The sequence below is a fragment of the Pseudophaeobacter sp. C1-32P7 genome (assembly GCF_041008775.1).
Taxonomy (GTDB): Bacteria; Pseudomonadota; Alphaproteobacteria; order Rhodobacterales; family Rhodobacteraceae; genus Phycobacter; species Phycobacter gallaeciensis_A.
In genome coordinates this window covers 23,304-45,867 of sequence record NZ_JAXGFR010000023.1, presented here as the reverse complement: position 1 = coordinate 45,867, position 22,564 = coordinate 23,304, and the positions used below count along the sequence as shown (strand labels likewise).

At 60.0% G+C, this 22,564-nt stretch carries 22 protein-coding genes; 8 read left to right on the top strand and 14 right to left on the bottom strand.

The window, feature by feature from the left end; genetic code table 11:
* Window positions 1-419: 419 nt before the first annotated feature.
* The 8 genes from SM763_RS21310 to SM763_RS21275 form a co-directional block, all read right to left on the bottom strand.
* Window positions 420-983, bottom strand: a complete 564-nt coding sequence (locus SM763_RS21310; protein ID WP_368999664.1) for a Pycsar system effector family protein — start codon at window positions 981-983, stop codon at window positions 420-422.
* Between the two features lie 204 nt (window positions 984-1,187).
* Complete coding sequence (locus tag SM763_RS21305; protein ID WP_368999663.1) at window positions 1,188-1,784, bottom strand: hypothetical protein; 597 nt, start codon at window positions 1,782-1,784, stop codon at window positions 1,188-1,190.
* Window positions 1,785-2,363: 579 nt separating this feature from the next.
* A complete protein-coding gene (locus SM763_RS21300; protein ID WP_368999662.1) occupies window positions 2,364-3,548 on the bottom strand; it encodes an ABC transporter substrate-binding protein in 1,185 nt (394 codons plus the stop codon).
* Window positions 3,549-3,563: 15 nt separating this feature from the next.
* Entirely contained in the window at window positions 3,564-4,529 is a 966-nt protein-coding gene (locus tag SM763_RS21295) for a CobW family GTP-binding protein (protein WP_368999661.1), read from the bottom strand.
* The gene (locus SM763_RS21290) at window positions 4,526-4,855 is read right to left on the bottom strand and encodes a hypothetical protein (protein ID WP_368999660.1); all 330 of its coding nucleotides are present in this window, start codon (window positions 4,853-4,855) and stop codon (window positions 4,526-4,528) included. Before SM763_RS21290 ends, SM763_RS21295 begins: the two co-directional genes overlap by 4 nt.
* 62 nt (window positions 4,856-4,917) lie before the next feature.
* The gene (locus SM763_RS21285; protein WP_274836431.1) at window positions 4,918-5,799 is read right to left on the bottom strand and encodes a polysaccharide deacetylase family protein; all 882 of its coding nucleotides are present in this window, start codon (window positions 5,797-5,799) and stop codon (window positions 4,918-4,920) included.
* 11 nt (window positions 5,800-5,810) lie between these two features.
* Window positions 5,811-7,157 (bottom strand): amidase family protein, encoded by a 1,347-nt coding sequence (locus SM763_RS21280; protein ID WP_368999659.1) that lies wholly within the window; start codon window positions 7,155-7,157, stop codon window positions 5,811-5,813.
* Between the two features lie 49 nt (window positions 7,158-7,206).
* A complete protein-coding gene (locus tag SM763_RS21275; RefSeq protein ID WP_368999658.1) occupies window positions 7,207-8,715 on the bottom strand; it encodes an NCS1 family transporter in 1,509 nt (502 codons plus the stop codon).
* A 179-nt stretch (window positions 8,716-8,894) separates the two neighbouring features.
* Between SM763_RS21275 and SM763_RS21270 the strand changes: the two genes are divergently transcribed.
* A complete protein-coding gene (locus SM763_RS21270; RefSeq protein WP_274833898.1) occupies window positions 8,895-9,911 on the top strand; it encodes a GntR family transcriptional regulator in 1,017 nt (338 codons plus the stop codon).
* Window positions 9,912-10,208: 297 nt separating this feature from the next.
* Here SM763_RS21270 and SM763_RS21265 read toward each other — a convergent pair whose 3' ends face one another.
* The 6 genes from SM763_RS21265 to SM763_RS21240 all read right to left on the bottom strand — a co-directional run bounded on the left by SM763_RS21265 (window position 10,209) and on the right by SM763_RS21240 (window position 14,774).
* Window positions 10,209-10,445, bottom strand: a complete 237-nt coding sequence (locus SM763_RS21265; protein WP_065271767.1) for a thioredoxin family protein — start codon at window positions 10,443-10,445, stop codon at window positions 10,209-10,211.
* A 35-nt stretch (window positions 10,446-10,480) separates the two neighbouring features.
* Window positions 10,481-11,539: a permease gene (locus SM763_RS21260; RefSeq protein WP_368999657.1), complete on the bottom strand. Its 1,059-nt coding sequence runs from the start codon at window positions 11,537-11,539 to the stop codon at window positions 10,481-10,483.
* On the bottom strand, window positions 11,536-11,823 hold the full coding sequence (locus SM763_RS21255) for an ArsR/SmtB family transcription factor (RefSeq protein ID WP_274836436.1): 288 nt from the start codon (window positions 11,821-11,823) through the stop codon (window positions 11,536-11,538). The genes SM763_RS21260 and SM763_RS21255 overlap by 4 nt, the downstream gene beginning before the upstream one ends.
* A gap of 253 nt (window positions 11,824-12,076) precedes the next feature.
* Window positions 12,077-12,724: a class I SAM-dependent methyltransferase gene (locus SM763_RS21250; protein WP_368999656.1), complete on the bottom strand. Its 648-nt coding sequence runs from the start codon at window positions 12,722-12,724 to the stop codon at window positions 12,077-12,079.
* The gene (locus tag SM763_RS21245) at window positions 12,717-13,946 is read right to left on the bottom strand and encodes a BtaA family protein (RefSeq protein ID WP_368999655.1); all 1,230 of its coding nucleotides are present in this window, start codon (window positions 13,944-13,946) and stop codon (window positions 12,717-12,719) included. The genes SM763_RS21250 and SM763_RS21245 overlap by 8 nt, the downstream gene beginning before the upstream one ends.
* A gap of 12 nt (window positions 13,947-13,958) precedes the next feature.
* A complete protein-coding gene (locus SM763_RS21240; protein WP_368999654.1) occupies window positions 13,959-14,774 on the bottom strand; it encodes a UDP-2,3-diacylglucosamine diphosphatase in 816 nt (271 codons plus the stop codon).
* Window positions 14,775-15,061: 287 nt separating this feature from the next.
* Here SM763_RS21240 and SM763_RS21235 point away from each other — a divergent pair, with 287 nt between their 5' ends.
* The 7 genes from SM763_RS21235 to SM763_RS21205 all read left to right on the top strand — a co-directional run bounded on the left by SM763_RS21235 (window position 15,062) and on the right by SM763_RS21205 (window position 22,562).
* Entirely contained in the window at window positions 15,062-16,732 is a 1,671-nt protein-coding gene (locus SM763_RS21235; RefSeq protein ID WP_368999653.1) for a phosphoethanolamine transferase, read from the top strand.
* Window positions 16,729-17,136, top strand: a complete 408-nt coding sequence (locus tag SM763_RS21230; protein ID WP_368999652.1) for a diacylglycerol kinase — start codon at window positions 16,729-16,731, stop codon at window positions 17,134-17,136. Before SM763_RS21235 ends, SM763_RS21230 begins: the two co-directional genes overlap by 4 nt.
* 275 nt (window positions 17,137-17,411) lie before the next feature.
* Complete coding sequence (locus SM763_RS21225) at window positions 17,412-18,515, top strand: transporter substrate-binding protein (RefSeq protein WP_368999651.1); 1,104 nt, start codon at window positions 17,412-17,414, stop codon at window positions 18,513-18,515.
* Complete coding sequence (locus SM763_RS21220) at window positions 18,512-19,084, top strand: ANTAR domain-containing response regulator (RefSeq protein ID WP_274830976.1); 573 nt, start codon at window positions 18,512-18,514, stop codon at window positions 19,082-19,084. Before SM763_RS21225 ends, SM763_RS21220 begins: the two co-directional genes overlap by 4 nt.
* Window positions 19,081-19,986 carry an ABC transporter permease gene (locus SM763_RS21215; protein ID WP_368999650.1) on the top strand — a complete coding sequence of 302 codons (906 nt, stop codon included), beginning with the start codon at window positions 19,081-19,083 and terminating at the stop codon, window positions 19,984-19,986. The genes SM763_RS21220 and SM763_RS21215 overlap by 4 nt, the downstream gene beginning before the upstream one ends.
* A complete protein-coding gene (locus SM763_RS21210) occupies window positions 19,986-20,906 on the top strand; it encodes an ABC transporter permease (RefSeq protein ID WP_065271757.1) in 921 nt (306 codons plus the stop codon). The genes SM763_RS21215 and SM763_RS21210 overlap by 1 nt, the downstream gene beginning before the upstream one ends.
* A 30-nt stretch (window positions 20,907-20,936) precedes the next feature.
* Window positions 20,937-22,562: an ABC transporter substrate-binding protein gene (locus tag SM763_RS21205; protein WP_274836442.1), complete on the top strand. Its 1,626-nt coding sequence runs from the start codon at window positions 20,937-20,939 to the stop codon at window positions 22,560-22,562.
* Window positions 22,563-22,564 lie beyond the last annotated feature (2 nt).

The following is a 22,564-nucleotide window of genomic DNA, read 5'->3' as shown; positions in this document are numbered from 1 at the left end:
CCCAGAGATTTGAGAAACGAATTTGTAGCGCACATTGCGAAACGCACTCCCCATCATGAGATGGAGATCACATCGCAGCCGAAGCCATTAGCAGCAATGTGGGGTTGAGACGGCGCTTACCCAGATTCAACTCCAGTGAAATTTGAAGAATTGCGGTTGGTTCAGTTTGGTTCCTTTTGGGCAAGCCAACTTGTGTGTATTGCGGAAGCCCAACCTGACAATCCTGGGCAGCCGCGGGCAGTTAGCTAGGGCATGTCCATAGTCACCAATTTGCCCCACGGGGCAGCCGTCACGGGCCCGGACTTTGTCCTAGTTCCGGAGCTTACGACCAGGGACTAAAGATTAAGGAAAATCACGGAACACGAGATCTCTGCCTGAAAAGCGGATAGGTTCGTTAGTCCGAGCTGAACTCTCTTTTACTATGCCGCACAAAGGGAAAAGAAAAACCCAATCGCCAGAGACAATAGGGACAAGTTCACAGCGGAAAATTTCGCATACGCAATTCTGGAGATCACCCAAACCTGCCGGGCCAAATTCTCATTTTTCTCATCAGCGTCCCTATTGAGAACGTCGAGTTCTCTCAGACGGTCGACATACTCGTCTGCATCTGAGTGCTTTGCTATATCCCTAAATGTGAGAAAGCCGAGTTCAGCTCTTTGAATTGGTCCCCTCTGCAGGCATTGCCCCAAGGTATTAAAAAATGTGACACGTATCATTCTGTCTGAAAGAGTGGGTGCAATTACAAGGAGTGAAACTAGAGCCGAAAATGAAAATGACAAAACTGTCAGCCAAGAATGCAGGCCCATATCTGCGTCGAAAATATACGAAATCTGTGCCCAGTCAGAACCAGGTGCGATTAGAGTGTGTCTTAAAAACGAGAACAGAGCTGCAATACTCACACTCATCAAGAAGAGCGCTTTAGCGTCTCCATACCGCAAAAAGGCTCCGTTCTCTCTCCAGATGTTTAGAAGGGCGCTATCCATGCAAATTATTCCTGCTACCTTAACTGCGGTGCCTTTTGAGCGGGGGTCAAATTGCTCTTTGATGACACAGGAGGTCTCTCGCTCGGCTCCTGATATGTGATTTTTCAATTTCCGAAATAATATGGTCTTTTGGGGTTGGGACTGCGTCAGGTGTTGTCTAGAAGCGTTCCGTTGAAGGGAGAACTTCATGAAGGCTGTTTCTTTTTAAAGGGCCCTTTTTCTTAGAGCTCTAACCTTAACAGTTTTTACCGCTGTTTCCACACCATCAGTCTCGCCTTCCGCTTGCTCACCTTGGCTATGGTCGACCACGTCCATAAGGTGTTTCTCTATTTTTTCTCTGTATAAGTGGTAACTTTTTGTCGGTTCTATGGCGAAGTCTCCAGGCTCAGTTGGAAGTCGGATGCGCTCGGTGCTTACTACACTACAATAGGCGTCCAAATACTCCCGCAGTTGCGCTCTACTTGGGGCGTCGCTTTGCCCAAGCAGGCGTCGTTCATGGATTTGCACGTGCTCTGTGGAAAGATGCTGCATCGTGTCCATGTAAAGAACGGGATAAGGCTTACCACCATTCACACCTTTAAGCAGGATAGGCTTGTCAAACCTGATCTCGTGCTCAAATTGATAGTGTTCTAGGCTGTCCAGAATGACCTGAGCTAGCTGCACACTGAGTGTGAACCTCTCTGGCTTAGCAAGCTGTGCGACCCTAAATCCTGTATCCATTGCTTTACCAAGAAAATCACATTCGAATGGGCGCTCGTCCGCAACCAGTTCCAGTGCTTCCGACGCGGTGACAAGCTTCAATTCCTCGACACCCGTTATAATCTGCACAATGATTAACAGCCACATCGAACAATGGCGCGCTGACAGTCTTCAATCGCGCTTTGATTTTTTGGGAAATTGACCTGAAACAATGGGCCCGGAAAGCCGCGAGCCATCAACGGAGAAGGGGTAAGGTCGTACGCACTCTGTTCTGCCAGGCTGTTTGCGGACTTCAGAGATTGATTGGTCAACAAAGACAAAGCAGTGAACGGCGGCGAAATATTTGGCATGTCGCTAAGTCCTAGGTAAAAATACACAGATTTAAAAAAACGCCCTGGGGTTGTTTGAGACCTCCTTAACGGGCACTGGTATCTTTATCCCCTTCAGAAACATGGAAACGACCGTATGACTTGTCGCAGCCTACCGCGGCTCTACTCCGCCAGGGTGATCGACGAGGGCGAAACTGGCGATGGAAATGGGGGCCAGATCAATTCAGAAACTAGATTTCGACATGTTCAGGAGGATCAGACGGATTTTCAGAGTCCGGTGTATCGTATGGCCCCAAAGTCTCCACAATACTGCCTGCCGCCTCTGGCAATCCGCTTCGAGACACGGGGGCCGCTATATCAGCGCGTCCGCAGTGATCAGATCCCAAAGGCGGACCAGGAAGTTGTGCTCTTCCATTACGGAATTCCAGATCACGATCTGACTTTGCCGCGTTTCATAACTGCCGCCCTCGCGGCGTTCTCCGGGGTGATAGACGACATTCCCAAACGCGTCACGGATTTCGCAAGCGGAAGGTTTGCCACCATACCAGAAATCCCACTCAACCGATGACAGGTGTGCGCGCGTCGCGCTGGGGGCAGCCATATAGGCACCATTGCGCGCCATAATCGCGCCTGCGGGGCCGGACAGCCACCAGTTCAGATAAGCGTAGGCCAAGTCCTCGGTGCGCTGATCGAGATGCCGGGACAAAGCCATGCCGCCGCACCAGCCGCGATAGCCTTCGCGCGGTGCGCACATCCGGATAGGGATACCCTTGGCCTTTTGCGCGAGGTAATTCGACCACCACATTGTCGAAAGTTTGGCGGTCCCATCTGCGCCAGGCGTCCTATCGGTCCAGAACCCGGCGAAATGACCCGACAGTTGATATTGTTTGACGAGGCGGATGAAACTTCCGATTTCTCCGAGGGTCAGGTTTCCGGGATTATCGCATTGAAACTCGCCCTGTGCGCGCAAGGCCAGCAGCAGATCGGGCACGCCAATGGCTGCATCCGCCTGAATGGCGACCCTGCCGTGCCATTGCTCGGACAAAAGATCGCCCCAGCTCCTGGGCTCGGGTGCGATGCTGTCTCCGACGATAGCAAAACTGTCGGCGTTATACACCGTTGGCAGCATGGAAATCTGGCCTGAGGCTGCCGGCCCCAATTCGCCGCTTTCCTGCACGAATAACCGGTCTCGCGGCGTGCCGCGCGGCGCCGTCCTGTCGGGGTCGCTCTGGAGCACCGGCCAGGACCAGATCTCGTCCCAGCAGTCGATCCGATCGACCTCGATCGGCCGTAGCGAACGCGCAGGCCAGACCAGATCAAGGTCATGAAACCACTGGTCGTAGATGTCGAAACTGTCTGGCGCAAGTACACCACGACGTTGTGCTTCGATCCCGTCCAAGGCGGTGAACTCAAGCCGGATACCCAGATCAGCCTCTGCCGAGGCGAGGACGGTGTCGATCAGCGTCACTCCGGTTCCCAACACGCGCAGCACGGGTGGGTTGGTATGCAAAGGCGGCGATGTCAGTGGTTCCGGCATTTTGCTTTATGTCTGTCAGGATGTTTTCACGTTCAAAAAGGCTTCAAACGAGGCACGCAACAACGTCATGTCCAGGTTACGGCCGATAAATACGAGGTGCGAGCTTTGATCGGAAGGCATCTCCCTGTCAAGGTGACGCGGGTGATGCAACGTGTGGCCGACCCCATCGATCAGGACGACACCCTCGGGCGTCTTGAGCAGGCATTTCACCCGCAGCAGATTGGTGCCGTGGCGGTGGATAAGCGCCGAGAGCCAGATGACAAACCCGGTCCAGTCGAGCGGATCGTCGAAGCTGAGGCTCAGGGTCTGCGCGCCGGTGCCGTCGCTATGCGAGGGGGCGCGCGCCTGCGCCCGGACGGGGGCGCTGGTGCCATCGCTGGCGATATCCGCAAAGGTCGGACACTGCTGGGCATCGAGGAGCTGTGCTGTCGGGTTGATCAGCCCCAGCCGCAACTGAAGGTCCAGAAGCCGATCCTCGGGCACGAGGTCGGTCTTTGACAACAGGATCGTGCTGGCCGCCGCCACCTGCGCCACCCACTCGGGCTGTTTCGCGTGCAGCGCGGCACCGTTCAGCGCATCGGCCACGGTCACCACGTCCTGCAGGATGACCTGATTGTGCAGCACCGGATCGAAGGTCAGCGTCGACAGGATTTGCGACGGGTCCGCCAGGCCGGTGGTTTCGATGACAATCCGGTCGAATTGCGGCACCTCGCCGTTTTGCGCCTGGCTCATCAGGTTCAGGATCGCGTCCTTCAGCTCGCCGCGGATCTGGCAGCAGATGCAGCCGGAATCGAGCAGCACGGTATCCGGCGCGATGGTGCCCACCAGCAGGTGGTCGATGCCGACCGCCCCGAACTCATTCACCAGAACGGCGACGCGGCCTGCGGTGTCATCTTGCAGCGCGCGCGCCAGCCAGGTCGTTTTGCCGGCGCCCAGAAAGCCGGTCAGCAGGGTGATGGGAACCGCTGTACGACGCATCATGATTGCGCTCCTGGCTCGGGGAGGGCTTCAGGGAAGTTTGCCGGGTCCAGCGGGTCAAACCCGCCGCCGAACTCCGCTTCAAGCGCGGCCCAGACCTCGGTGACATTGCTGACAATGGCCTGCCGCCCGGTCAGATTGCGCAGGATATAGCTCTGCCCCTGCCAATCCGAGAGCTGGATACGCCTGCGGGCGAGCATGCGATTGACCACTGCGATCCGCGCCGTCCGGTCCCGCCGCCGCAGCACCGGATCTGCCGAGGCCCTGGTTTCAAACCCGGCGGCGCTCCAGTGGTCATCCGTGCCAAAAATTCCGCATAATCCGCACATGCCGATATCCTCCGGGCCTGGTGATTTATTGGTGGGAGGGGAGGCCCCTCCCACCGTCTGGATCACGCTTTGCGCGGTGCGCGTGCGTTAAAGTCGTCTGCGATCTCGTCGAAGGTGGCCCATTGCACGCCTTCGTGGCTGTTGATGTATTCAATCAGCCGCTCGTGCATCATCAGAACCTGCGGACGGCCCGAGACATCGGGGTGGATGGTCATGGTGAAAACCGCATAGTCGTTTTCACGGTAGACGTAATCGAACTGGTCCTTCCACATCTGCTCGATATCGCGCGGATTGACGAAACCGTGGCTGTTCGGTGCTTTCTTGATGAACATCATCGGCGGCAGATCGTCGAGATACCAGTTGGCGGGGATCTCGATCAGGTCGGTTTCCTCGCCCCGCTCCAGCGGCTTCATCCAGGTGTCGGGATGCTGGCTGTAGTCGATCTTGGTCCAGCTGTCGCCGACCCGCACCCGGTAGGGGTGGAAATCGTTGTGCATCAGCGAGTGGTCGTATTTGATGCCGCGCTCCAGCAGCAGCTCGTTGGTGACATTGGAGAATTCCCACCAGGGCGCAACATAGCCGGTCGGACGCTTGCCGCTCAGCGCGGTTGCCAGCTCGATCGACTTGTCGAGGATCGCCATCTCCTGCTCGCGGGTCATCGCAATGGGGTTTTCATGCGAATAGCCGTGAATGCCGATCTCGTGACCTGCCTTGGCGACCGCTGCCATTTCCTCGGGGAAGGTTTCCATCGAGTGGCCGGGGATGAACCAGGTGGTCTTGATGCCGTATTTCTCGAACAGTTTCAGCAGGCGCGGCGAGCCGACTTCGCCCGCGAACATCCCGCGCGAGATATCATCGGGCGAGTCCTCGCCGCCATAGGACCCGAGCCAGCCGGCAACGGCATCGACATCCACGCCATAAGCGACAAAAATTTTCTTTGTCATTTCATTCTCCCTTAGATGTTGAGGATTGGATGGGTAAGTGCAGGGAGGAGCTGCTCGGCCTGAACCAGCAGCCCCTCATCATTGCCAGAGGCGGCGGACAGCAGGATCGAGCCTTCGACACGGCCCGCTGCATCGCGCAGCGGCACCGCGAGGCCGGGCCAGTCCAGCAGGCTCCCGATCATTGTCGCAGCCAGCAGTCTGGCGTTCAGCTCCTGCGCCGCCTTCTGGTCGTTCAGATAGACCGGCAGCGGGTGGCGCAGCGAGGGCACGGTGGGGAAGGCGAGCAGCCTGTCGCCGATCTCGGCGCGGGCCGCCACGATCAACTGCTCCCGTTTCTGCAGGTAACCGGCATAGTCCACGTCGCTCAGGACCGGCGCCTGCTGCAGCCGCGTGCGGATCACCGGGTCAATCCTGCTGGCCTCGTCGCTGGCCAGCAGGTCCGCATATTTCCGTCGGGCCTCGATCGCGACCAGCGGTCCCTCAGCGGCGGTCAGCGCACGCAGCTCGTCCACCGCCGTCAGATGTGCGGCGCGCACGCTCCATCCGGCGGCTGTCATACGGCTCAGCGCCGCCTGATAGGCCGCAGTGACCTCCGGGTCCCAGACCGGCCCGAGGCTCTCTGACAGATCGAGGATCTCGGTCTTTGCAGTGTCGGGGCTGGTTGCTGGCCTCGTGTTCAGAATGCGATCCGCTGCGCGCAGCACGTCAAAGGACCGTGCGAATGTGCCAACGGTATCAAGCGTCCGGGACAGCTCGTGCACGCCGGTCCGATCATAGCGGCTCGCACTGGGCTTGAAGCCAAAGATGCCATTCAGCGCCGCAGGCAGCCGGACGGAGCCCGAGGTATCGGTGCCGATCCCGAGATCGGCCAGCCCCGCCGCAACCAGCACCGCCGAGCCCGAGGAAGAGCCGCCCGGCAGCAGCGGCACCGTCTCTGACAGGGCAGAGGGCGGGGTACCGAAATGCGGGTTGATGCCAAGGCCCGAGAAGGCAAATTCCGAGAGGCCGGTCCGGCCCAGCGATACGCCACCGGCGGCCTCGATCAGAGATACACAGGCCGCGTCCTGCGTCGCAGGCTGCGCGGATTTGCGCAGCGCCGAACCGCAGGTGGTGATCTGGCCCGTCTGGTCGATAATGTCCTTCCACAGGACGCTCATCCCGTCCAGAGGCCCTAACGCCTGACCACGGGACGCACGGTCTTCGGCCTGTGCGGCCTGCGTCATCGCGCGTTCTGCGGTGATCGCGGTGCAGGCGCCTGTCTCTTGCCAGCCTTCCAGCGCGTGCAGCGCGGCAGCCGTTCGTTCCGTCACCGGAACTGTCATTGTCCCGGCTGAGTGATGCTCTTCAAAAAATGTCATGATGGTCTCCAGGGGCGGGTGCGATATGCCCCCGCCCCGATTGAACGGCTTAGAGGTCTTCACGAGCGATCGCATCCGACGGGATGTCTGCGGTTCTGACCCGCTGCATGCCGTTTTCCGCCGTGTAGACCCAGTTCAGATCCACCGAAGTCGCGAGGTATTTCGCATCGTCCGGGTCGTTGATCTCGGCCTGCTGATGACGCGGCAGGACCCAGGCTTTCATCAGGATGAAATACACCGCCATCGCAGCCGGGAAGCCGACGACATAAGCGTATTGGATGAAATACAGCGCCAGCCCGCCACCAACGGCCCAGGCGATCAGACCCGCCGGGTTCCAGCCGCCAAAGTAACGGAACTGGCCATCTTCGCGGTACAGGTCCGGCACGTTCAGGCGGCGACCCCGGATCAGGAAATAGTCGCAGACCATGATGCCACCGACAGCAGACAGCATCGCGCCATACATGCCGAGATAGGTGAACAGGTGGTTCAGAATCAGCCAGGGCATGGTGAGCGTGCCGACGATACCCGCAATCACGATGCCCATCGTATAGGTGATGCGCGGCGCGCCAGCGTTCACAAAGGTCAGCGCGGCCGGGATCAGGTTTGCACTGGTGTTGGTAGACCACTGCGCGAGGATGACCATCGCGAGCAGCACGACCAGCGTCACCCCGGTGCCCTGCGCCTGAATGACGTTGATCGGGTTCCAGTCTCCAGTCGCGATAAAGGAAACCGCCCCGATCAGCGCGATCCAGCTCTGCGCCACCGGCAGGGCGATGAACTGCGCCGCAAAGATGTTGCGGTTGCGACGGAAGAAGCTTTTCTCGCCGCCATTCGTCTTCAGAAAGCGGGTGATATTGGGGATATCCACCGCCAGCGCCGACCAGAACGCCATATTGGCCACGAAGAGCGCAACGATGCTCATTTCCGCGTCACCGGCAAAGGTCCAGATGTTATGGCCGCTCGCCGAAGCGACGCTTTCGAGGGTGTAATACATCCAGATCGAGATCGCGATGATCGCAGGCGCTGCAATACTGGCGAGTAGTTGCACGGCCCGGATGCCCATCGCGGTGTTGATGATCTGGATCAGACCAAAGGCGACATACCAGAAGACCCAGCTGTCGAAGCCGCCCAGATAGGACACGATGCCGTTCAGCGCGAGCGCTCCGAGGTAGGTCTGGATGCCGAACCAGGCCGCCGCCACGATGCCGCGGGTGACCGAAGGCAGGTGAGTGCCGACGGTGCCGAACGGCGCCCGCAGATAGACCGCAAAGCTGATGCCATGCTCGGTGCCGATGTCTGCCGTCAGCGCCATCACCAGACCAAGCACAAGATTGGCAAGGAAAATGGTTCCGATCACCGTCGTCAGAGGCAATCCGGCAACCCCGCCCGCACCGAGTTGGAAGGTCGCGATAATGACCGCCATACCAATCCAGATCCACACGTAGCCTAGTCCACCAATGGTCCGCTGATTGAGCCAGACCGGCAAGATTGAAGCTTCTAACAGATGCGATTGTTCATCCGCCCTCGGGGGCTGCGCCGCCGCTTCTGAATATGCCATTTCGTGTCCTCCCGCATTATAATGATCTTTGGTATTCATAAAATCATTTTAAAGAAAGGGAAGCCTTTTGTTTCCCAGTGCAGCGGCCTAAGATAGGTTGCAGTTGGGGATTAGGGGCTCGGCGCATGTCAGTTGAGTGGCTGGAATCCGAAACAGAACGCAAAAGCGAAGTTTGAAATTTGTCCATAATTCCCAGATACATATCGATTTCCCAAGCGATCAAAGACGCCATAGAGGCTGGGCGGTTGGAAACCGGACAAGTTCTGACCGAAGAGCCATTGGCCCGGCATTTCGGCACCAGCAGAACCACGATCAGAAAGGCGCTTGCCGAGCTCCATTCTGCAAAAATGATCACCCGCTTCGAAGGCCGGGGCTTTCTGGTCGGGACTGATTCTTCTGTCCCGCCCCGTCGGGATTCGATTGAACAGGCCCTGTTCGATTCAACAGCAAGCCGCAGCGTTCCAAGAGCGCTGTCCAACCCTGATCAGATCCTGCCAGTCCTGCGCGATGAGCTGATCCGCGCCCTTCCCTTCGGCCCTCTGCAAATCAACGAGAGCAAGCTCACCGAGCGCTTTTCCGTCAGCCGCTCGGTCGTCCGCGATATGCTCTCGCAACTCCGCAGTTCCGGCATCGTAGAGAAGAATGAGCGCTCCAAATGGGTGTTGCCGGTTCTGACCGCTCTGGACGTGCGCAATCACTATCAGTTGCGCATCCTGCTGGAGCCTGTGGCGCTGGCAGAGGCGGCGCCCCATATCGAAAAAAGCCACATTGAACGGGCCTTGGCGCGGGCACGGGAGCTGGACCGCCAAGACGGGGATCTGGACGCAGAGGACATTTCTGAAATGGAAAATGCCTTGCATGTGCAGGCGCTGTCTGGCTGCCGCAACGACCACTTGCTCAAGACCCTTCAAAAATCGCGCCTGGTCTTGGCAATCAATGAAATGTTCCGCCTGCTTCTTGGTCGGTCGCCGGGGACCAGCCGTCTCATTTCAGAACACATCGCGGTTCTTGAAGCTCTGGCGCGCAATGATGCAGCCGCCGCGGCCTCCTTACTGGAATTTCATCTTCTGGAAGCACGGGAACGTACCTGCAAAAGGTTGCAAACCCTTTCGGTATTACTGCCACCAGAATTGCCCAGTTATCTGACGCCAGGAACGATCTCGATAAACCAGACCGCATTGCTCAACGGAAAGTAGCGACTTCGGGACGCAATAGCCTGTACCTTTGGTTCGGGCGGCAACCACACCGCTGCGGGAGGATAAAAGCTGCATTGTGCGCGGGGCGCCAGATTGATCGGACGGCTGCCCTCAGTGAGCTGCACAGAGGACGTCACGTGTACTACACCTTTGGCGAGATGCCCCATGCCAGCCTCCGCAACGGCGGGAAACCACCAGCCCGTTGCGACTGGCTTTGCGTCCGGTTTGCGACTGTTGACTTGGCGCATCGTCCGCGGTGTCCAGGCAAATTGGCTGCTAAAGCTTAGATCCGGCTGCTCAGGCGGTTAGCCATTGCTCCAGCTTGGCCGGGTCGGGAAGTCCGCCCACATGGACAAGCTTGCCGTCCACCGCGAGCCCGGGTGTCGACATGACACCTGCCATTGCGATGGATTTCGCGTCCGTCACCTTTTCGAGGGTGATTTCAACGCCCAGTTTCGCTGCTGCGTCGCGGACCATGTTCTCTGTGGTTTCACAGCGCTTGCAGCCGGGACCGTAGACTTTGACAGATTTCACGGGATGTCCTTTCAAGAGCGGATCTATGGGGGCGTTTACAGAAGGAAGTTGAACAGATAGCCAGTGGCGAGAATACCGGCGGCAACAATGGCGATAAAAATCGCGATCAGCCGCAGGGTCAGCACCTGTTTTAGAATTATCATTTCGGGCAGCGACAGGGCGATCACCGACATCATGAAAGCAAGCGTCGTGCCAAGGGCCGCGCCCTTGCCAAGCAGTGCCTCGACTATGGGAATGACACCGGCGGCATTGGTGTACATCGGCACGCCCAAGGCGACCGCCGCCGGCACTGACCACCATGCCTCACCGCCCATGATTTTCAGCATCATCGCTTCGGGGACATACCCGTGGATCAGCGCGCCAATTCCGATCCCGATCAGCACCCAGATCCAGACTTTGCCGACAATTTCACGGACTTGCTCTGCGCCGGTTTTCAACCTGTCGACGAAAGTAACCGTCTCCTCGGGGAGGGCACCAACAGGACCTGCATTCAGGTCGCGCACCCAGTCCTGCAGATAGCGTTCCAGTCGCATCTTTCCCATCACGTAGCCGGTGACGGTTGCGATCGTGAAACCGAATACAAGGTAGATCGTGGCGATTTTCCATCCCACCAGAGCATAGAGCAGCCCAAGTCCGACCGGGCCGACCATCGGACCGGCAATCAGGAACGAAAACGTCACGCCCAAGGGAACCCCTGCGGAGACGAAACCGATGAAAAGGGGCACGGATGAGCAAGAACAAAACGGTGTCAGAACACCAAGAAAGGCGGCCAGCGGATAGCCGAAGAACTCCCGCTTGCCAGCCAGGATGGTACGCGTCTTTTCGGGGCTGAACCAGCTACGCAGGACACCCGTCACGAAGACGATGCCGGTAAGAAGGAGGAGCACTTTGGGGACGTCATATACGAAGAAGGCGATCGCCTCGCCGGTGTGACTGTCACGGGCAACGGGCAAAAGGCTGGTGACCCATTCAGAAAACGGGATCAACTGCCCGTATACCAGCCAGCCAACGACCGCGGCACCGATAACAGCCGCATACCACAGCCAATCCGGTGCCGCATGCTTCGCGGGGAGTCCTTGGGTATCTGTGGTCATGCCATCTCCTGTTCGAGAGAGTTTTCCGCCAGCAAGACCGCAGAGATGACAGCCGCGATTTCTGCCGGGATATTCGGGTTCTGACGATACCTGACCCATTGAGCGTCTCGCCGGTCGATAACCAGACCAGCTTCGCGCAGCACCTTCATGTGTCGCGACATGCGGCTTTGGCTTACATCAAGCCGCTCCATCAACTCACAGACGCAGTGCTCGCCGCCGTCCCAAACGATGGCGAGGGCGGCGCGGCGGGTCGAGTCATAAATGGCGTTAAGTATCTCTTGCATGACGCATGTATATGCGGCCTACCGCATATGCGCGTTGATCCACGTCAATTGGCCCCATTGGGTGAATCTCTGGATCTCAGCCTGTGGTGCTTGCTCAGCGAAGTCTGCTTCTTTGGGGCGCGGCATCGCCGCGGTGACAACCATTTGTGCAACCCGGAATGCCTTGTCTGTGATGGGTTTCCCACCAGTGCTGCCCGACCGCGACAGCGGCCCGCAGCAGGCCCAGGGGCCGGGCTGGGGGCTGACTTTCAGGTCAACGCGGCCTGCGCAGCACGCCGTACTGCGCATAGCCGCGGTAAAGCTGGCGATGCTCTGCCGTGCCGCCGGTCTCTGCGGCAATCCTGTGCAGGGTGGTTTCAAGGTTCAGCCGCGGACTGACGTGAAATTTCGCTAGCCATCGGCGCAGGGAGGCTTCGAACCAGTCGGGCCATCCGGACTGATCCGAGAAATCCACCACATGCAGTTCACCGCCGGGCCTCAGATGCGCGGCCGCCATGCGCAGGGCGGTCTTCCAGTCCGGGATCATCGAAATCCCGTAGGAGACAAAGACCCGGTCGAACCGGGGGCGCTGAAACAGCTCGGCGCCGTCGAAATCACAGGCGTCTGCCTGAGCCAGCTGTGCCCGGTCTTTCAATTTCGCCTGTGCCGACAGCAGCATCTGGGAAGAGATATCCAACCCGTAAAAGGCACAATGCGGGTATTTGCGGGACGCCAGATGCAAGTTGCGCCCGGTGCCGCAGGCCACCTCCAGAATATGCGCGCCTTCCTTGGGAGCGAGGGCCGCAATCAACCGGTCACGCCCGAACAGGTAGTATTTGCGGGTGAGATCATAGATCACCCGCTGATGGCGATAGGTCTGATCCATCAGATCAGCGTGGGTATCGGGCGCTGAATCAAACATGGGAAGGCCCCTTGTAGCGGTAGAGGTTGAAGGCGCCGTAGATGGCCGAACGATCCTCTGCCGTGCCTTTGGCCGAGGCTTCGGCGTCATAGGCCCATTGGTTCAGAAGATCGGGCCTGACCCGGCCGGGCAGGATATCAGCGCTGCCGCCGGTGCGGAAAATCACCCGTGCTCCCGGCCTCGCCGTGCGGGTGATCTGCGCCCATAGCGCATTCAACTGCGTATCATTCATCCAGTCCTGCGCATCCAGCAGCACGTAGCCTTCCTTGCTCTCGTCCGGCTCTGCCTCCAGCAGATCGGTGAGGGAGCGGTTCACGATCCGTCCGTTGTCTGCACTCTGCCGCAGAGCCTCGAAGTTCTCCCGGCTCAGGTAGGGGGGCAAGGATCCATCCGGGGCGGGGTCGTATTGCCGGGCAAAGGCCTGCCAGGCGAAATAATTCTCCCGGATCGGGAAATCGCACATCAGCTTGCGCACCCGTTCGCGCAGCACCGGCAGGACGTCGCCGCCACCGTCGGCGGCCAGCTTGTCATACTGGGCCGGGGGGATGCCAAGGCCGAACAGGGCGGCGCGGAACCCGGCCAGTTTGCGCACCAGCCACATGTCAAACAGCGGCGCAATCTCATCATCGAAAAACGCCTGCTGCTCGTCCAGAGTCCGTGCGGCCAGCAGCGGCGCAAAGTCCACGCGGCCAAGGCGGGCCACCAGATGCACAGCGCCGAGGAAACGCCCCAGCAGACCATGACGGTAAAACCGGTTTTGAAACAGGGAGATCCGGCGGTGGATCGGTTGCCGCGCGTCCCAGAAATCCCGCGTGCGCGGGTCAAGATCGGGGCGGATGTAGCGGTCATAGAGCGCGACATTGCTGGCCAGATCAGCTCGGGCAAAGAACTGGTAGAACGCCGCATGATCCGGCAGGCAGCGCGCTGCGGTCAGTTTCAGCTGCCCCAGCGCCACATGGGCAGGCGACAGATCGACGGCGGTAACCGACGCGGGGCCTGCAGTGAGATAGGACATCAGGTTGCAGCTGCCGGACGCGATACAGACCAGATTGTCTCCCGGCTTGATATTCAAGGCTGCCATATCGACAACCGGATCTTCCCAGATCTGCGGATAGACAAGGCCCAGGAACAGCCGCGAGAACAGACGCTCCAGCCGTCCGGTTGTGGCATCGCCATCCTGCAGAACGGCGGCATTCAGCCGCGCCTGTGCGGTCGTGCTCATCGGGGGCACCTATCATACATTTTCAAGTTGCCGGTCTTTTTCGAACTGTTTGTCCTTGCGCCGCGCCCGGCGGCTGCGGTGATGGGCGCGCCGGGCCGAGCGGGTCCAGTCGATCAGCACCAGTTGCCCGTCTTCCCGTTCCGCCACGGCAGTGCAGCTCTCGACCCAGTCGCCAGTGTTGACGTAGGAAATCTCGCCAATATCTCGGAGGGCGGCGCTGTGGATATGGCCGCAGATAACCCCGTCATAACCACCGCGCCGGGCCTCGGCGGTCAGGACGTTTTCATATTCGCTGATGAAATTAACGGCCTGTTTGACTTGATGCTTGGCCCATTTGGACAAGGACCAGTATTGCCCGCCCCAAAGATGCCGCAGCCGGTTGATGCGGGTGTTGAGCCAGAGCATGAAATCGTAGGCCCGGTCTCCAAGGTGGGCCAACCATTTTGCATTGACCACTACGGAATCGAACTGGTCGCCATGGGTCACCAGATAGCGTTTGTTGTTGGCGGCGATGAAATCTGCCGTCTGCACCACCTCGATGCCGCCGAAATGCGTCCCGAGGTAGGAGCGCAGGAATTCGTCGTGATTTCCGGGGATCAGATAGATCTCGGCGCCATCATGGGCCTTTGCCAGGATTGCCTGCACCACATCATTATGGGCCTGGGGCCACAGGAAGCCTTTGCGCTGGATCCGCCAGGCGTCGATGATGTCCCCCACCAGGTAATAGCTGTCCGCGTCGTGACTGTTGAGGAAGTCCAGCAACAGTTCGGCCTGGCACCCCGGGGTACCCAGATGGATGTCAGACAGAAAGAGGGTGCGGTACTTCATCGTGCTCGCCCGTGCTGCTGCGCGTGGCGCCAGAGGTACCGCAGCTAATTGACAGAAGCATGACGGTCCTGGCCCGGCGCGTTTCGGCCGACCCGGAGAGATGTAAGGTTACTGAAAGCTTGCTGCGGCATCCGGTGGCGCAGGCAGAGGCTTGTCATCAGTTCTTTCGTCCGCCCCGCGCCAACCGCAATGGCCGGAGATTTCCGGTGATCGAGGCAACGAAGCGTCCCTGGCGACAGCAGCTGAAGACGGCCCAGACCAGATATATTTTACCGGAGGTATGCCCCTTGCATGGACGATTTGCCGATGCAGCCAGAAGGCTGAACGCCCGCCTGCCACAGGTCAGGCGACCGGAGTTGTCGCCGACGATGCTCAACATATTGGTCGCCACTTATATGCTGGTGGCCTTCAACGCGGCGTTCTGGCGGCATCTCTCGACGCTGTTCGAGGGCGCGCCGATGAATGTCGTGCTGTTCGGGGCTGCGGTCTGGATGCTGACGTTCTTTACCCTTAGCCCGTTCAGCTGGCCGCGCGTGCAGCGCCCGGTGGCTGCCATTCTCATTCTGCTGGCGGCGGCGGCCTCATGGTATCAGGGGCACCTGGGCATCATGATCGACAAGTTGATGATCCAGAACGTGATGAACACCACCTATGCGGAATCCCGGCAACTGATCACGCTGCCCTATCTGCGTTACATGGGGCTGACTGGCGTGCTGCCCGCCGCCTTGCTGTTCTGGCCGCGCATCACCTATCCGAAGTTCCGGCATATCCTGTGGAAGCTGCCGCTGACTGCTGTCGCAAGCTTCGCGATGACGTTCGGTTTCCTGTTCGTCAACCTCAAGGCAAATGCCTCGGTCATCCGAGAGCATCACGAGTTGATGGGCAGCTACCAGCCCGGCGCCACCATTGGCGCCATCGCCCGCTACGCCAAGATGGAAATCCGGGCCAGCAACACAGAGGTCGCACCGCTGGGACAGGATGCAGCCAAGGGGGAAGACCTGCTGGCGGCAAAAAAACCGGTTCTGCTGGTGATCTTCGCCGGAGAGACCGCCCGCGCGCAGAACTTCGCGCTGAATGGGTATGAGCGGAACACCACGCCGCAGCTGGCGGGGCTTGATCTCCTCAATTTCAGCGAAACCTCGTCCTGCGGAACATCGACGGCGGTGTCGCTGCCTTGCATGTTCTCCGCGCTGGGCCGGAGTGACTACAGCCACCGCGCTTTCATGGGGCAGGAGAACCTTCTGGATGTACTGGATCATGCCGGGGTGCAGCCTGTGTGGATCGACAACAACACCGGGGATCAGCGGATCGCCCGGCGCACCGGCGCGCGGCAGGTTGATGTTACGCTTGACCCGGCGGCCTGCGCCGACGGGGAATGCAGCGATGCGGCGCTTCTTGGGGCGCTGGCGCGGCAGATCGGAGCGATCAAGGAAGACACCGTGCTGGTGCTGCATATGATCGGCAGCCACGGGCCCGCCTACTACAGGCGCTACCCCGAGGCGTTTGCCCGCTTCACGCCTGATTGCAGAACAGCCGAGTTCGACTATTGCACGCCGGAAGAGATCGTGAACGCCTATGACAACACCATCGCCTATACCGACCACATCCTGGCCAAGGCGATTTCAATGCTGAACGCGCAGGACCATGCTCTACCGGCGTTGATGTATATCTCGGATCACGGTGAATCCCTGGGGGAGGGCGGGCTATACCTCCACGCCGCGCCGATGTTCATGGCGCCGGAGGCGCAGACACGGGTGCCGTTCCTGATGTGGGTGCCGGAAAGCTATCGCGAAGCGATGCATCTGGATGGCGCCTGTCTGAAGGATATGACCGATCAACCTGTCAGTCAGGACAATCTGTTCCATACGGTTCTGGGCCTCCTCGACATCCGCACCGAGGTCCGGCAGCCGGAGCTGGATCTGGCGTCGCGCTGCCGTATCGCGAGGCCCGCAACATGACGGTACGTGATCAATCGCAGGGCGCAGCTCCGCAAGAGATCCCGCCTGCCGTGACCGGCGTTGCGCATGTCATTGCCGCTGCGCGGTATTCTCTTGGCGGATTGCAGCGGTTGATGGGGGAAACCGCCGCCCGGCTGGAGCTTGTCGCGGGGGCTGGGACGGGGTTCCTGCTGCTGGTTCTTGGGGCCTCTGCTCTACAGCTTGCGGCCTTTGCCATTCTCTTTGCACTCCTGCTGGCGGTCGAGGCGCTCAATACCGCGATCGAAGTGCTGACCGACCGGATATCGCCCGAATGGTCGGTGCAGGCAAAACACGCAAAGGACCTTGGCTCTCTGGCGGTTGCGCTGCTGATCATTTCCAATGCCTTGTGTGTCGGGGGGATCCTGCTGTCGCTGTTTGGCTAGCCGCAACTCCGGTGCGGCCAAAGGTATCATGGGGCAGAAGGGACGGCAGTCTGCGGCGTCATGGGGCCGGTAGAAACAGGCGCCAAAGGGCCGCCTTCGCGGCTGCCCAAAAAATCGGCGCCCGCGTCTGAGCCGTCACAAAACGGCCACGAAGAGTTTGACTTCCCGGTCCTGTTAAGCCTTATTGGACCTACATGGCGACCTGATCGCCGTTGGCAATTGAGCCCCGATCACCCTCTTGCAGGGTGGCGGGGCTTTTTCGTTTGTGGGGTACTATGCTGGAATTCGATCTTGGTCTGGTCTTCTCGACCTCTGGACCCTACGCCGCGCTGGGACAGGCCGGACTGGCGGGGGCCGAGCTGGCCATCGCCGATCTGGAGCGCGAGGGCATTGCCCGAATTGCGCCCGTGACCTGTGATCCGGCGGGCCGCCCCGAGGCCTATGAGGCGATGACCCGCGATATCCTTTCTGGCGGTGTGTCACACGTGGTGGGCGCCATCACCTCCTGGAGCCGCAAGGACATGATCCCGGTGCTGGAACGCTATGGTGCGATGCTGTGGTACCCGTGCCCCTATGAGGGCTTCGAAAGCAACGATCACGTCGTCTACATGGGGGGCGCGCCGAACCATCATATGATCCCGCTGCTGGACCGGGTGCTGAGCCAAGGCACGCGCCGTGCCTACCTGCTTGGCTCCAACTATGTCTGGGGCTGGGAAACGCTGCGTCTGGCCCGCGAACGGCTGAGCGCCGCCGGGGTTGAGATCGTCGGCGAGCGTTTCGTACCACTTGGCGATGTGGACTCCGATCTGGCCCTCTCCGAGATCATCACCGAGCAGCCGGATGTTGTCGTCAATTCGCTGATCGGTCCGTCGAATGAGGCGTTCTTGCGCGGACTGCCCACCGGGCAGCGGCCAACAATCCTGTCCTGCAACCAATCCGAAGCGGATCTTGATGTGCTGGGCCAATATGGCGACGGGATCATTTCGGCCGGGACCTACTTCGAACCGCTTGGCCCTGAGGATTTTGTGCAGCGCGCCCGGGAAATATCCCCGAACGGGCGCTGTTCCTGTGTCTTTGCCACGTCCTATGCCAGTGTCCGCATTCTGGCCGAAACCGTCGCGAAAACCGGGACTACCGCGCCAAGGGCGGTGTTCCACGCGGCCTGCGATGCGCGCCATGAAACGGTTCTGGGTCCGGTGCAAATCGACCCCATCACCCGACACGCATCGCTGACACCGCATATCGCGCAGGCCGAGAACGCACAGTTTCATCTGCTGTCTTCGGCCGAGGGACCCGTCGCTGCGGACCCCTATCTGACCTGCGTTCCCCCCGTATCCGCCCCGCCGCTCCAGACGCCCAGTTTGAGGATCGTAAAATGACCTATAGCTTCGCCGGAAAACACGCTCTTGTCCTGCATCCCAGCGCTGAAATGCGGGATCAACTGGTCCGACGTCTGGGCACGCTTGGCATCAAGGCCGAAGGGCGCTGGCCCGCGCTGGAAGAGGCAGATGTCCGCGCTGACCTGCTGGTTCTGGACCTTGACCGGGCCGAGGACGGGCAATTCCCCTGGTCGCCGCAATCTGCGCCTATGCCGATCCTTGGGCTGATCGGGTCGGAAACGCCGGGACGCCTGGAATGGGCCGTGCGGCAGGGTCTGGACGCCTATCTGCCGGTCAATGCCACCGCCAATATCTACTCGGCGCTGGTGCTGGGCTTTGCTCGGTTCAAGGAGCGCATGGAAACCCGCCGCCGCGAAGCCGAAAGCAACCGGCGCGCCTCGATGCGGCTGGAGTTGTTGCAGGCGGTTCTTGTCATCATGCGCTCTGAGGGCGTCGATGAGGCGACGGCCCTGAAGAAACTGCGTGCCTTTGCCATGGTAGAGCGCGTCGCCTTGGAAGATGCCGCCGTCCGGTTTCTGGCACGCCCGGCCATGCGGGGGCAGGCATGACGATGACAGCAGCCACAGACGGTCAGATGTCAGCAGGCCGCGGCGCGCGCAGCCGACGTGTGATTTATGAGCTAATGACTCGGCCGCGCTCGGCCTTTGGGATGGTGATCATCATCCTGATGGTGGGCGCCGCGTTGCTGGCGCCGTGGATCATGCCGCATGACCCGTTTGAGCAGAGCTTTGACGGGCTAAGTCTGGCCGGGGCGCCTCTGCCGCCGGGCGCGGATTTCCCGCTGGGCACGGATCTTTTGGGGCGGGATCTGGCTTCGCGGCTTATTCTGGGGACGCGCACCTCACTAATCATCGGTATCCTTGCCAATGGGATCGCGATCCTGCTGGGCGCTGGTGTCGGCATTACCGCAGGCTATTTCGGCGGCTGGATCGGCGCGGTGCTGATGCGCTTTACCGATCTGATGATGGCCTTTCCGGCGCTGCTGCTGGCGATTGTGCTGGCGGCGATCTTTCAGCCCTCGCTGCTGATCGTGGCGCTGGTCATCGCGATGGTGAACTGGGTACAGATGGCACGGGTGATCTATACCGAGACCCGGTCGCTGGCCGAGCGTGATTTCATCACCGTGCAGCGGGCGCTGGGCGCTGGCCACCTGCGCATCCTGTTCAAACACCTGCTGCCGCATCTTTTGTCGTCCATCGTTGTCTTTGGCACCCTGGGAATTTCGACAACGGTCTTGCTTGAGGCGACGCTGTCCTTCCTTGGCGTGGGCGTGCAGCCCCCGATGCCAAGTTGGGGCAATATCATCTTCGAAAACCAGACCTATTTCACCACCGCCCCCTGGCTGGTCTTCTTCCCCGGCATTGCGATCCTGTTGCTGGCGCTGGCCTTTAATCTGGTGGGCGATGCCCTGCGCGACATTCTTGATCCGACTCTGAAAGGACGCCACTGATGCAGGCCTATCTTGTCCGCCGCCTGATGGAGAGCGCGCTGATCCTTCTGGGGATCACGCTGGTGACCTTTATCCTGCTGTATCTTGTGCCGGCCGATCCGGCGCGGCAGATCGCCGGGCGGTCGGCCACCGCCGAAACGGTGCAGAACATCCGCGATCAGCTGGGGCTGAACGATCCCTTTGTCGTGCAGTACTGGAACTACCTGACGGCGCTGTTTCAGGGCGACATGGGGCGCAGCTATCTGCAACGCGCCGAAGTCTCGGAGCTGATCGCTGCCCGCCTGCCTGCCTCCCTGTTGCTGATGGTTGCGGCCATCGTGACCGAGCTGGTGTTCGGCCTGACCATCGGTATCGTCGCGGCCCTGCGCCGCAACAAGCCCGCAGACCACGGGCTGATGATCTTCAGCTTTGTCAGCATCTCCGCACCGCAATTCGTCATCGGCATTCTCCTGCTCTATGTCTTTGCGGTGAAGCTGGGCTGGTTCCCGATTGGCGGCTACGGCACCTTTGGTCACGTGGTGCTGCCTGCGGTGACGCTCGGGTTTCTCGGTGCGGGCTGGTACAGCCGCATGATGCGCTCCAGCATGATCGATGTGCTGGGCCAGGATTTTGTCCGCACCGCGCGGGCCAAGGGGCTGGGCAAGGCCCGTATCATCCTGCGGCACGTCATTCCCAATTCCATTCTTCCCATCATCGCGATGATCGGCATCGACATCGGGCTGTTCATGTCCGGCATCGTGGTTGTGGAAAGCGTCTTTGGCTGGCCCGGGATCGGCCAGCTGGCCTGGCAGGCGATCCAGCGCGTGGACATTCCGGTCATCATGGGTGTGACCATGGTTTCGGCCACCGCGATCGTTCTGGGCAATCTTCTGGCGGACCTCGTGGCGCCGGCAATCGATCCCCGTATCAAGACCAAATAGAAACGGTAAAACCAACAGAGGACTGAAATCATGAAGAAATTTCTTTTAACCGGTGTCGCCGGACTGGCTTTGTGCGGCCATATGGCAGCCGCAGAGGTGAATGCAGATGCCCCGATGGGTGGCACCATGACCGTCACCTACAAGGACGATGTCGCCACGCTGGACCCGGCCATCGGCTATGACTGGCAGAACTGGTCGATGATCAAATCGCTGTTCGACGGGCTGATGGGCTATGAGCCGGGCACAACGACGCTGCGCAACGAACTGGCGTCCGACTATGCCATTTCCGAGGACGGTCTGACTCATACCTTTACCCTGAAGGACGGGATCAAGTTCCACAACGGCCGCGAGATTGTCGCCGAGGATGTGAAATACTCGCTAGAGCGCGTCACCAACCCCGAAACCCGTTCTCCTGGCGCAGGCTTCTTTGGCATGATCGCGGGTTTTGACAGCTGGAACGCGGGCGAAGGCGAGGGGCTTTCGGGCGTCAAGGTGATCGACGACAAGACCATCGAGATCACCCTGTCCCGTCCCGACGCGACCTTTGGCCATGTGATGGCGCTGAACTTTGCCTCCATCGTGCCCAAGGAAGCGGTCGAGGCGGCAGGCGAAGATTTTGGCCGTCAGCCGGTCGGCTCGGGCGCCTTCAAACTGGCGGAATGGGCGCCGGGCCAGCGCGTGGTGTTCGAACGGTTCGCCGATTACCACCGCACCAACTTGCCCAAGCTGGATCAGGTGACCTTTGAAATCGGGCTGGAGCCCACCGTTGCCCTGCTGCGCCTGCAACAGGGGCAGGCGGATGTGCCCGGCGACGGCATTCCGCCCGCGCAGTTCCTGCAGGTGATGAACGATCCGGCACAGAAGGATAACGTTATCGAAGGTGGCCAGCTGCACACCGGTTACATCACACTGAACACCCAGATGGCGCCGTTCGACAATGTCGCCGTGCGCAAGGCCGTCAACATGGCGATCAACAAGGACCGTATCGTCAAGCTGATCAACGGCCGTGCGGTTCCGGCAAACCAGCCGCTGCCGCCGTCGATGCCGGGCTACGCCGAGGATTACGAAGGCTATGCCTTTGATCCCGCCGCCGCCAAGGAAATGCTGGCCGAGGCTGGTTTTGCCGATGGGTTCACCACTGAGCTTTATGTGATGAACGTCGATCCCAACCCGCGGATTGCACAGGCGATCCAGCAGGACCTCAAGGAGATCGGTGTCACCGCCGAGATCCGCAGCCTGGCACAGGCCAATGTGATCGCCGCAGGCGGTGAGGCCGATCAGGCGCCGATGATCTGGTCCGGCGGCATGGCCTGGATCGCCGACTTCCCGGATCCGTCGAACTTCTACGGTCCGATCCTGGGCTGCGCCGGCGCGGTTCAGGGGGGCTGGAACTGGTCCTGGTACTGCAACGAGGAGCTGGACGCCCGCGCTGCCGAGGCGGACGCCATGACTGGCGCGGAAAACGCCGACGCCCGGATCGAGGCGTGGAAATCCATCTATCTGGATGTGATGGCGGATGCCCCCTGGGTGCCGGTCTTCAACGAGCAACGCTTCACCCTGACCTCGGACAGGATCGCGGGCGACGACAGCCTGTTCGTTGATCCGGTCCATATTCCGGTCAACTATGACTACATCTACTCGAAGGATGCTGAATAAAA

Excerpts from the sequence above, each read along its gene's own strand:
- SM763_RS21310 (WP_368999664.1), bottom strand. The coding sequence starts at position 983 with ATGGATAGCGCCCTTCTAAACATCTGGAGAGAGAACGGAGCCTTTTTG.
- SM763_RS21300 (WP_368999662.1), bottom strand. The coding sequence starts at position 3,548 with ATGCCGGAACCACTGACATCGCCGCCTTTGCATACCAACCCACCCGTG.
- SM763_RS21295 (WP_368999661.1), bottom strand. The coding sequence starts at position 4,529 with ATGATGCGTCGTACAGCGGTTCCCATCACCCTGCTGACCGGCTTTCTG.
- SM763_RS21290 (WP_368999660.1), bottom strand. The coding sequence starts at position 4,855 with ATGTGCGGATTATGCGGAATTTTTGGCACGGATGACCACTGGAGCGCC.
- SM763_RS21285 (WP_274836431.1), bottom strand. The coding sequence starts at position 5,799 with ATGACAAAGAAAATTTTTGTCGCTTATGGCGTGGATGTCGATGCCGTT.
- SM763_RS21280 (WP_368999659.1), bottom strand. The coding sequence starts at position 7,157 with ATGACATTTTTTGAAGAGCATCACTCAGCCGGGACAATGACAGTTCCG.
- SM763_RS21275 (WP_368999658.1), bottom strand. The coding sequence starts at position 8,715 with ATGGCATATTCAGAAGCGGCGGCGCAGCCCCCGAGGGCGGATGAACAA.
- SM763_RS21260 (WP_368999657.1), bottom strand. The coding sequence starts at position 11,539 with ATGACCACAGATACCCAAGGACTCCCCGCGAAGCATGCGGCACCGGAT.
- SM763_RS21255 (WP_274836436.1), bottom strand. The coding sequence starts at position 11,823 with ATGCAAGAGATACTTAACGCCATTTATGACTCGACCCGCCGCGCCGCC.
- SM763_RS21250 (WP_368999656.1), bottom strand. The coding sequence starts at position 12,724 with ATGTTTGATTCAGCGCCCGATACCCACGCTGATCTGATGGATCAGACC.
- SM763_RS21245 (WP_368999655.1), bottom strand. The coding sequence starts at position 13,946 with ATGAGCACGACCGCACAGGCGCGGCTGAATGCCGCCGTTCTGCAGGAT.
- SM763_RS21240 (WP_368999654.1), bottom strand. The coding sequence starts at position 14,774 with ATGAAGTACCGCACCCTCTTTCTGTCTGACATCCATCTGGGTACCCCG.
- SM763_RS21230 (WP_368999652.1), top strand. The coding sequence starts at position 16,729 with ATGACGGTACGTGATCAATCGCAGGGCGCAGCTCCGCAAGAGATCCCG.
- SM763_RS21225 (WP_368999651.1), top strand. The coding sequence starts at position 17,412 with ATGCTGGAATTCGATCTTGGTCTGGTCTTCTCGACCTCTGGACCCTAC.
- SM763_RS21220 (WP_274830976.1), top strand. The coding sequence starts at position 18,512 with ATGACCTATAGCTTCGCCGGAAAACACGCTCTTGTCCTGCATCCCAGC.
- SM763_RS21215 (WP_368999650.1), top strand. The coding sequence starts at position 19,081 with ATGACGATGACAGCAGCCACAGACGGTCAGATGTCAGCAGGCCGCGGC.
- SM763_RS21210 (WP_065271757.1), top strand. The coding sequence starts at position 19,986 with ATGCAGGCCTATCTTGTCCGCCGCCTGATGGAGAGCGCGCTGATCCTT.
- SM763_RS21205 (WP_274836442.1), top strand. The coding sequence starts at position 20,937 with ATGAAGAAATTTCTTTTAACCGGTGTCGCCGGACTGGCTTTGTGCGGC.